Annotated in this window: 8 protein-coding genes and 1 pseudogene; 5 read left to right on the top strand and 4 right to left on the bottom strand. The window is 64.5% G+C overall.

What is annotated here, in order from left to right; genetic code table 11:
- Both ACIQ17_RS25810 and ACIQ17_RS25805 read right to left on the bottom strand, forming a co-directional pair.
- Positions 1-476: pseudogene (locus ACIQ17_RS25810) on the bottom strand (nitrate ABC transporter, permease protein); the annotation flags it as partial.
- A gap of 178 nt (positions 477-654) precedes the next feature.
- The gene (locus ACIQ17_RS25805) at positions 655-2,034 is read right to left on the bottom strand and encodes a CmpA/NrtA family ABC transporter substrate-binding protein (protein ID WP_398472137.1); all 1,380 of its coding nucleotides are present in this window, start codon (positions 2,032-2,034) and stop codon (positions 655-657) included.
- Positions 2,035-2,199: 165 nt separating this feature from the next.
- Between ACIQ17_RS25805 and ACIQ17_RS25800 the strand changes: the two genes are divergently transcribed.
- The 3 genes from ACIQ17_RS25800 (at position 2,200) to ACIQ17_RS25790 (ending at position 7,354) form a co-directional block, all read left to right on the top strand.
- Positions 2,200-4,092 (top strand): sigma 54-interacting transcriptional regulator, encoded by a 1,893-nt coding sequence (locus ACIQ17_RS25800; protein ID WP_398472136.1) that lies wholly within the window; start codon positions 2,200-2,202, stop codon positions 4,090-4,092.
- Positions 4,093-4,378: 286 nt separating this feature from the next.
- Positions 4,379-6,115: a class I adenylate-forming enzyme family protein gene (locus tag ACIQ17_RS25795; RefSeq protein ID WP_398472134.1), complete on the top strand. Its 1,737-nt coding sequence runs from the start codon at positions 4,379-4,381 to the stop codon at positions 6,113-6,115.
- Between the two features lie 30 nt (positions 6,116-6,145).
- Complete coding sequence (locus ACIQ17_RS25790) at positions 6,146-7,354, top strand: ABC transporter substrate-binding protein (protein ID WP_398472133.1); 1,209 nt, start codon at positions 6,146-6,148, stop codon at positions 7,352-7,354.
- A gap of 111 nt (positions 7,355-7,465) precedes the next feature.
- Here ACIQ17_RS25790 and ACIQ17_RS25785 read toward each other — a convergent pair whose 3' ends face one another.
- On the bottom strand, positions 7,466-7,957 hold the full coding sequence (locus tag ACIQ17_RS25785; protein ID WP_398472132.1) for a heme-binding protein: 492 nt from the start codon (positions 7,955-7,957) through the stop codon (positions 7,466-7,468).
- Positions 7,958-8,094: 137 nt separating this feature from the next.
- Between ACIQ17_RS25785 and ACIQ17_RS25780 the strand changes: the two genes are divergently transcribed.
- Positions 8,095-8,799 (top strand): hypothetical protein, encoded by a 705-nt coding sequence (locus ACIQ17_RS25780; RefSeq protein WP_398472131.1) that lies wholly within the window; start codon positions 8,095-8,097, stop codon positions 8,797-8,799.
- A gap of 50 nt (positions 8,800-8,849) precedes the next feature.
- Here ACIQ17_RS25780 and ACIQ17_RS25775 read toward each other — a convergent pair whose 3' ends face one another.
- Positions 8,850-9,371, bottom strand: coding sequence for a DUF6428 family protein (locus tag ACIQ17_RS25775; protein WP_398472130.1), 522 nt, complete (start codon positions 9,369-9,371; stop codon positions 8,850-8,852).
- Positions 9,372-9,416: 45 nt separating this feature from the next.
- Between ACIQ17_RS25775 and ACIQ17_RS25770 the strand changes: the two genes are divergently transcribed.
- Entirely contained in the window at positions 9,417-9,788 is a 372-nt protein-coding gene (locus tag ACIQ17_RS25770; protein ID WP_398472129.1) for an ArsR/SmtB family transcription factor, read from the top strand.
- Positions 9,789-9,823: the final 35 nt, after the last annotated feature.

Below are 9,823 nucleotides of genomic sequence, written 5' to 3'. Positions count from 1 at the left end.
ATGAAGATCACGAAGATGGCCGACAGCGAGGAATCCTTGATCGTGTACAGCGCGAGCGGCATCCAGGCGAGCGGCGAGATCGGTTTGAGCACCTGGATGAACGGATCGAGCGCCTTGTTCATCAGCGGCGACATGCCGATCAGGAAGCCGAGCGGGATCGCGACGAGGACGGCAATCAGATAGCCGAGCCCGACCCGGCCGATGGAATAAGCGAGCTGGATGCCGAGACCCTTGTCGTTGGGGCCGTTGTCGTAGAACGGGCGCTTCAGATGCTCCCAGAGCTTTGCGCCGACATCGAGCGGCCCGGGCATCGCGGATTTGCCCTGGGTCGCAGTGATGCCCATCAGGCGTGCGTATTCCGGCGACATGGTCGTCGTGCTCGCGCTCTGGCGCGTGGCGAGATGCCAGGTGCCGAGAAAGGCGAGGAACAGGCCGATGGACACGACGGCCGCGCGGAAGCGGAGGGATTTTGTCATTCAGATTGTTCTCTGGTCATCACCACACACTCGCTTGTCATCCCCGCCTAGCGCACCGAAGGTGCGCGCGGAGCGGGGATCCAGTAGACACCGCACTCCCAATTCGAGCGCGAACCTCACAATCTGTGTTTACTGGGTCCCCGCTTTCGCGGGGACGACAGGCAGAGTGCTCGGATTCTCATGACGCCTTCTTGATCTTGAAGCTCGCCACATACTCTTCCGGCTTGGTCGGATCGAACGCCTTGCCCATCACCGCGAACGACTTGTAGGCCGTCGTCGGCGGCGTCAGTCCCATCTCCTTCATCACCTTGCCGGTATCCGTCGCGAGATAGATCTGTTCGGCCACGGCCTTGTAGTCGACGTCGCCCTTGATCTGTCCCCAGCGCTTCATCTGGGTCATCATCCACACCGCAAAGCTCTGCCAGGGGAACGGATCGAAATCGACGCGCTTGGGGTCCTGCTTGATGCCGCCGAGCCCGTCCGCATAGGTGCCGGTGAGCACCTGCTCCAGCACCACCGGCGGCGCGTTGAGATAGGCCGCCGGCGCAATCGCTTCCGCGATCGACTTGCGGTTCTCCGCCTTCGACGCATAGGCCGTGGCATCGACGATGGCGCGCGTCAGCGCAGCGAATGAGTTCGGCGCCGTGGTGATGAATTCCTTCGAGGCCGCGAAGGAGCAGCAGGGATGCCCGTCCCAGATTTCCTTTGACAGGATGTGCATGAAGCCGACGCCGTCATAGATCGCGCGCTGGCAGATATTATCGGGCGCCAAGAAACCATCGATATTGTCGGCGCGCAGATTGGCGACCATTTCCGGCGGCGGCACCGAGCGCAGCTGCACGTCGGTGTCGGGATCGATGCCGTGTTCGGCGAGATAGTAGCGCAACAGATAGTTGTGCATCGAATAGTCGAACGGAATGGCGAGCTTGAAGCCCTTCCAGTCCTTCGGATCGCGCTTGTCCTTGTGCTTCATGGCGAGCGTGATGCCCTGCCCGTTGATGTTCTCGATCGCCGGCACAGTGAAAGGGATCGGCTGCGAACCGAGGCCGAGCGAAATCGCGATCGGCATCGGCGCCAGCATGTGCGAGGCGTCGTATTCCTTGTTGATGGTCTTGTCGCGGATCACGGCCCAGCCGGCGGTCTTCACCACTTCAACATTGAGCCCCTGCTTCTTATAGAAGCCCAGCGGATCGGCCATGATGATCGGCGTCGCGCAGGTGATCGGAATGAATCCGACCTTGAGATCGGTCTTCTCCAGTTTTCCCGCGCCCTGCGCGAAGACTTCGGTCGCCGTCTTGATCGGGAAGAACTGCGACAGCGCCGCCAGCGCCGAGGATGCGCCCACCGACTGCAGGAATGCGCGCCGCGTCGCCTGCTGCGGGAAGATCTGGCGCATCACGGCGGAGGCGATCACGCCCTCGTAGCGCTTTTCCTCGGTCTCCGGGATGTCGCACTGAAGCCGCAAGGAAGCCGCATGGCTGGCCTCGCTGTCGTGCTGTCCGCAGCTGCAGCGGCCCAGGCGGCGATCGGGGTCGAACGGATTGTCGAATGTGGACATTGTGACTCCTCCGGTGATGCTCCCAAGGAGTATTCAAGGAGTGTGCCAGCCCCGGCGGTGCCGAGAAGTCCAAGTGCCGCAGGCGTTTTCGAGCTTCGTTGGAAATCACGAGATTTCGTGCTACACGAGATTTCGTAGCCCGATTACGACATCTCGGAGTCCACCATGGATGCGCCGGTCCGCGAGCCCGATCTGCGGCTGATCGCTTTCGATTACGCCATCGAGCCGACCTTGCTGCTCGATCCGCACAGTGACGCGATCATCGACGGCAATCTCGCCGCCTGTACCCTGCTCGGCTATGACCGCATGACCCTGCGCGAGATCAAGATCAGCGCGCTGCATGCCGGGCAGCTGCCCGCCCTCATCGTGTTCACCCAGGCCGTACTCGCCAAGGGCAGCTACTTCACCCGCACGCTCACGCCGCGCCATGCCACCGGCCAGCCGCTGCAGCTCGAATATGCCGGCGCAGTGCTGGAGGTCGGCGAGCGTCTGCTGATCTCACTCACGCTGAGCGATCTCGAAGAACGCCGCCGCCGCCATGTCGATGCCGATGCCGAAGACTACATGCATGGCGGCATCGCCGCCTGGCAGCGGGTCGAGCGCGTGTTCCAGGATATCGAGCGGGAAAACCAGCTGATCCTGCGCGCGGCGGGTGAAGGGATCTATGGCGTCAATGCCGAGGGCAAGGCGACCTTCGTCAATCCCGCCGCCGAACGCATGCTGGGCTGGACGGCGGAGGAACTGGTCGGCCGCGAGATCCACGCCATCATGCATCACAGCCACGCCGATGGCAGCCACTATCCCGATCACGACTGCCCGATCTATGCGGCCTTCCGCGACGGCGCCGTGCACAAGATCGACAATGAGGTGTTCTGGCGCAAGGACGGCACGCCGGTCTGGGTCGAATACACATCGACGCCGATCCGCGACCGCCACATGGTGGTCGGCGCGGTCATCGTGTTCCGCGATGTCAGCCAGCGCCGCGAGGCGGATGAGAAACTGCATGCGGCGCTCACCGAAGTCGACCGCCTGCGCGAGCGTCTCGAACTCGAAAACGCCTATCTGCAGGAGGAAATCCGCATCGAGACCAATCCGCGCGGCATCATCGGGCAGTCGGCAGCGATCCAGCAGACGCTGCGACAGGTCAAGCTCGTGGCGCCCACCGCCGCCGCGGTGCTGATCACCGGCGAGAGCGGCACCGGCAAGGAGCTGATCGCCCGCGCCATCCATGAAGCCTCCGGCCGCGCGCACCGCCCGCTGATCCGCGTGAACTGCGCCGCCATCCCGCGTGAACTGTTCGAGAGCGAATTCTTCGGCCATGTGCGCGGCGCCTTCACCGGTGCTGTGCGCGACCGCATCGGCCGTTTCGAACTCGCCGATGGCGGCACACTGTTTCTCGACGAAGTCGGCGAGATCCCGCTGGAGCTGCAAGGCAAGCTGCTGCGCGTGCTGCAGGAGGGCAATTTCGAGCGCGTCGGCGAGGAACGCACGCGGGATGTCGATGTCCGCGTCATCGCGGCCACCAATCGCAATCTCAAGCAGGAGGTGCAGCGCGGACGGTTTCGCGAGGACCTGTATTTCCGGCTCAACGTCTTCCCCGTGGAATCCGTGCCGCTGCGCGATCGCCGCGAGGACATCCCCCTGCTCGCGCAACACTTCCTGCTCAGCGAAAAACTGAGTTCGGACCTGCGTCTCTCGGAAGGCGATGCGCGCAAACTGACGCGCTACGACTGGCCCGGCAATGTGCGCGAGCTGCAGAACGTGATCGAGCGCGCGGTGATCCTCGCGCAGAACGGCCGCCTGCGCATCGACCTGCCCGACAGCGCCGGCCCGCAAGCGGCCACAGGCCCGCGCGCGAAATCTGAGGTGCGGCCGACGGTGATGACATCCGGCGAGCTGCGCGACCACGAGCGCAGCAACATCCTCGCGGCGCTCAGCGCGACATCCGGAAAAATCTTCGGACCCGGCGGCGCGGCGGAGTTGCTGGACATGCGACCGACGACATTGTCCTCGCGCATGAAGGCACTCGGGATCGAAGCACCGCGCGGACAGCGATAACCAACCTTGTCCCGGGCGCGATGCAATGCGCAGCATTGCTTCGCAGAACCGGGACCGTACCGAACTCCGGCGCTTGATGCGGTCCCGGCTCTGCGAAGCGGCATAAGAATGCCGCATCGCGTCCGGGACAAGATAGGAGTGCAATGCACTAAGTCCGCGCGGCGAAACGACTCGCGCAGACGTGGCATGCGTTGTTTCGTTGCCACGCGAATTGACCGGCCCAGAACGCCTCGACATACTCTCTCGCAAGACGAGCAATCAGACTCGTTGCATGCGGGAGAAGACGATGGCGCAAGCAAGTGCTGCCGAGCAACGTCCGTGGCCGGCCGTCTCGCTCGCCGAAAGTCATCGCCTCCTCACCGCGCCCGGCGCGCCCTATGAAATGGAAACCGCGCAAGTCCGTGGCCGCCCGGTGCGCGTCTACAAGAACGCGCATCGCGACCTGCGCGCCATTTTCGAGGCCAGCCGCCAATGGAACGATCGTGTCTTCATCGTCTACGACAATGAGCGCCTGACCTTCGACGCCCATTTTCGCGGGGCATCTGCGCTGGCCTGGCGGCTCGCCGAGGATTTCGGCGTGCGCAAGGGCGATCGCGTCGCCATTGCCATGCGCAATTTTCCGGAATGGCCGATCGCCTTCTGGGCGGCGGTATCGATCGGCGCCGTGGCGGTGCCGCTCAATGCCTGGGGCACCGGCGATGACCTCGCTTACGGTCTGCGCGATTCCGGCGCACGTGTCGCCGTCGTCGATGCCGAGCGGCTGGCGCGCCTCACTGCACACGGCGGCAGTGACGCGCGATTGATTGCCGTGCGCACGCCGCGAAAAGATCTCGGCGCGGCGACGGCGCTCGAAGACCTGATCGGATCGCCCGCCGGCTATGCCGCGCTGCCCGACCGCGCGCCGCCGGACAACGGTATCGCGCCGGATGACGACGCCACCATCCTCTACACATCCGGCACCACCGGCCGGCCCAAGGGTGCCCTGGGTACGCATCGCAACGTCGCCTGCAACCTGATGAACATCACCTTCGCGGCCGCCCGCGCCGCCATCCGGCGCGGCGACGCCCTGCCCGCGCCGCCGGCTGCACAGAAAGCGATCCTGCTGCCGGTGCCGTTCTTCCATGTCACCGGCTGTCATTCGGCGATGATCCCGGCCCTCGCCAATGGGGCGAAGATCGTGCTGATGTACAAATGGAATGCCGAGACCGCGCTCGAACTGATCGAGCGCGAGCGCGTCAACGGCATGTCGGGCGTGCCGTCGATGACATGGCAGCTCATCGAGTCGCCGGACTTCGCGACCCGCGATCTGTCCAGCCTCGAAGGCCTCTCCTATGGCGGCGCCGCCGCAGCCCCCGAACTGGCGCGAAAAATCGCCGCGCTGTTTCCCGGCCGTTTTGCCGCGCAAGGCTATGGCGCGACCGAGACATCATCGGTCTCCACCTCCAACAGCGCCGAGGACTATCTCGCGCGGCCGGACTCGGTCGGCCCCGCGGTGCCCGGCTGCGACCTGCGGGTGATCGGCGCCAATGGCGAGATCCTGCCCGCGGGCGGGATCGGCGAACTCGAAATCTACGGCGCCAATGTCGTCAAGGGCTACTGGAACAACCCCACCGGCACCGCCAACGCCTTTCGCGACGGCTGGTATCGCACCGGCGACATCGTCCGCATGGATGAGGAGGGTTTCGTCTATCTGCTCGACCGCGCCAAGGACATGCTGATCCGCGGCGGCGAGAACATCTATTGCGTCGAGATCGAGGACGCGCTGCTGGCGCATCCCGACATCATCGATGCCGCCATTGTCGGCATGCCGGACCGCGTGCTCGGCGAGGTCGTCGCCGCCGTCGTGCAGCCACGCCATGGTGCCGCGCTGACGGAGGCGGACATCCTCGCCCATCTGCGGCCGCGCGTGGCGGCGTTCAAGCTGCCGGTGCATATCGACATCCGCCGCACCGAGCTGCCGCGCACGGCCAGCGGCAAGATCATCAAGACGCGTCTGCGCGAAGAATTGCTCAAACAGGCCTGACAACAGGCCGATGCACCCCGGGAGGTGACGATGAAGCGATTGGTTTCGACACTGGCCGTTCTCTCCACCACATGCCTGCTCGCCGGCGGCGCGCTCGCGGCCGACAAGAAATACAGCGAGGGCGCGACGGATACCGAGGTCAAGCTCGGCCAGACCATGCCCTATAGCGGCCCGCTGTCGATCCACGGCATCCAGGGCCGCACCGAAGTCGCTTACTTCAAGATGCTGAACGAGGAGAAAGGCGGCATCAATGGCCGCAAGATCAACCTGATCTCCCTCGACGACGCCTTCTCGCCGCCGAAGACAGTGGAGCAGACGCGCAAGCTGGTGGAGGATGACGGCGTGCTGGCGCTGTTCGGCTCGTCGGGCACCGCCGCCCAATCGGCCGTGCAAAAATATCTCAACGGCAAGGGCATCCCGCAGCTGCTGCTCTCCACCGGCGCCAATAAATGGAATCAACCGAAGACCTTCAAATGGTCGACGCCCGCCTTCCATCTCTACGGCACCGAAGGCGAGATCCTCGCGAAGTATCTGTTGTCCACCAAGCCGGACGCAAAGGTCGCGATCCTGATGCAGAACGACGATTTCGGCCGCGACTATGTGGCCGGCTTCAAGAAGGGCCTCGGCGACAAGGCCGCGAAGATGATCGTCAAGGAAGTGCCCTATGAACTGACCGATCCGACGCTGGACTCGCAGATCGCGCAGCTGAAATCATCGGGCGCCGATGTGTTCTTCAATGTCTCGCTCGGCAAGGCCTCGTCGCAATCCTTCAAGAAGGCCTATGAGCTCGACTGGAAGCCGCTGCAGCTGGTGGTCAGCCCGTCGGTCGGCCGCCAGTTCCTGGAAGCCGCCGGCCTCAATGCCGTCACCGGCATCATCGCCGCCACGCCCTACAAGCAGGTATCGAGCCCCCGCTTCGCCAATGATCCCGACGTGCTCGCCTATCAGGCCTTCATGAAGAAGTATCTGCCCAATGAAGACCCGAAGAACGAGATCGGCTTCGCCGTCTATTCCTTCGCCTATGTGATGGGCAAGATCATCGAGGCCTGCGGCGACGAGCTGACGCGCGAGAACCTGCTCTATCACGCCACGCATCTGACCGATCTCAAGGCGCCGTCGCTGCTGCCCGGCACCACCTATAATACGAGCCCGGACAATTACGTGCCGTTCAAGCGCCTGGTGGTGCAGAAATTCGACGGCCAGGACTGGGTGGAGCTGCAGGCGGTGACGGTGGAGTGAGGCTGAGGCGCGTAGCCCGGGTGGAGCGCAGCGTAACCCGGGGACCGGCGACATGCGGATGCTCCGAATCCCGGATGACGCTGCGCTCCATCCGGGCTACAAATCCGCGCCTTACTTCAGCGCCGCCTCCACCTTCGCGATCCCCGCATTCGCGCACACCTCGTCCTTCTCGCCGCCCGGTGCGCCCGAGACGCCGATGGCGCCGATAATCTCGTTCCCCGCCTTGATCGGCACGCCGCCGCCGACGGCGACGACGTTCGGGATCTGGCGCAGATAGGCATTGGCGGGATCGGCGGTCACCTTCATGAATTCCAGCGAGGTCTGGCCGCGGGTGCGCGAGGTCCAGGCCTTGAGCCGGCTGAACTCCATCGTATGCGGATTGGTGCCGTCGCCGCGCAGCTGCGCCGCGACATTGCCGGCCTTGTCGACGATGGTGATGGAGACCTTGTAGCCATCCTTGGTGCATTGCTCGAGCGTGCCCTGGATGATCGCCATGGCGAGGCCCATGGAGATGTTCTTCTCGGTCTCCGGCGCCTGTGCCGCGGCCGGTGCCGCAAGCCCGATGGCGGACGCCATGACGGCGGCGATGATCAGTGAACGCATGTGTTTCCCCCTTTGTTGTTGGCCTGAGGGAAACACTGCGCTGTGCGGTTTCATCCGCGCGGTCCCCGCAAATTCGTTGCTGCGATGCAACCGGCCGCGCCGCTTGCAACCTCCGCGAATAGGCATATAGTCCCCGCATGGCACATCCCTTCAATCCCCTCTTCAACCACGGGCCCCGCGTCCACGACGCCTCCGAGGAGCCTGTGCTGCGTCTTCGCGTGACTGCTGATGAGGACAGCGGGCCGCCTCCCGTTCCCGGCCGCCCGAAGGGCTGCAAGCGGCTGCACACCAATGCCACGGTGGCGGCGGTGCGCCGGCTGATCGAGCAGACGCCGCTGAGCTACAAGCAGATCGCGGCGAAGACCGGCGTGAGCCACGGCACCGTCAGGGTCTGGACACGGGACAATGGTTGGACGCGTCACCCGCTTGCACCTGTGGCCAGCGAGACGGTACCGGGCGCTCGCGCCGGCCGCCGGCTGAAACTGCGTGTGCTGCGCGAGAAGTTGTACACGCTGGCAGAGCGCTGCGTGACCCAGCTGTGGAATAGCCCGGCGGTCGATCTGGACCGGCTGATCGCAGCGATGCAGGTGGTGAAGATGGCGCGCCTCGAAGCCACGCCGCGCCGCCGCCAGCGAAAGCATCTGGATTCGCCGGCACGTACCGGCCAGTACTGGATTGATCGCGACACCGCGATCCGCACCGCGTTGAAGGAGATGCGCCGGAGCGGCGTCAGGATCGAGCACATCCCCGATGAAGCGATGGCGCTGCTGGAAGAGGCGTACACGCCGCCGGAGCGGGACAATCCCGCGTTCCGGCCGCGAGGACCGCGGCGACGAAGATAAGCGCGGAAAACGGTGTATCCGAGATCCCGGCTCCGCCGATGGATCGCAGCCTATCCGCAGCAGGGCTCGCTCGCCTTCGGCCCGCAGCAGGGCGATCGCTGCTCCTCCAGCCAGCGATCGCGCGGCTTGCAGCTGCTCGGGCGCGCCGAGAGCGGCACGCGGACGATCCCGCCATCCACGCTGATCGCATCGGCCTTGTAGAGCTGCATCGGCGCCACGCCATCGCTGACTTCGAAGGTCAGCCGCGCCTCGGTAGGAAACGGCACGCTCTGCGCCACCTTGCCCATGATCGCGAGAAACCTGCTGACCGGCATATGGCCGCGATGGTCTTCGACAATGTCCCAGAGCTGGATGAATGTCTCCTGCCAGCTTTCCGGATTGGCGCCGCAGTCGAGCGCGTTGAAGGCGCCCGTCTTCACTTCGGTCACATGATAGCTCGGCCGCACATCCCGGCCGTCATAGTGAAACACCAGCGCCTTGTCCTCGTGACCCGCCAGGCCGCAGAACAGCGAAGCCATCGACAGCTCCTCGGTTGAATCCTGCGCAGAAACGGGGTTGGCAGCAGCCGTCATCTCGACTATCCTCATTTTGATATTTGTTGAAATATAGGATCGTCGATGGACGAACGTCAAGCCACCCTCGCCTTCGGCGCGCTGTCGCAGGAGACGCGCCTGAACATCGTGCGCATGCTGGTGATCGCCGGGCCGGTGGGCATGGCGGCCGGCGCCATCGCTGACAAGGCCGGCGTCGCGCCGTCAAATGTGTCGTTTCACCTGAAGGACCTCGAACATTCCGGCATGGTCAGCTCGCGCCGGGAGGCGCGGTCGATCATCTATTCCGCCAATTACGAGACGCTCTCCAGCCTGATCCAGTTTCTCATGAAGGACTGCTGCGCGGGCCATCCCGAGATCTGTACGCCCGCGCTGGCCGCGTCGTGCTGCCCGCCGGCCAAGGCGACGAAGCGCAAAAAGGCGCTGCAGGTGTCATGAGCAGGTTCGAGCGCTATCTCTCCGTCTGGGTGGCC

This window comes from Tardiphaga sp. (assembly GCF_044340795.1).
In the GTDB taxonomy this organism is placed as follows: domain Bacteria; phylum Pseudomonadota; class Alphaproteobacteria; order Rhizobiales; family Xanthobacteraceae; genus Tardiphaga.
This window is presented reverse-complemented; position numbering and strand designations above follow the sequence as displayed.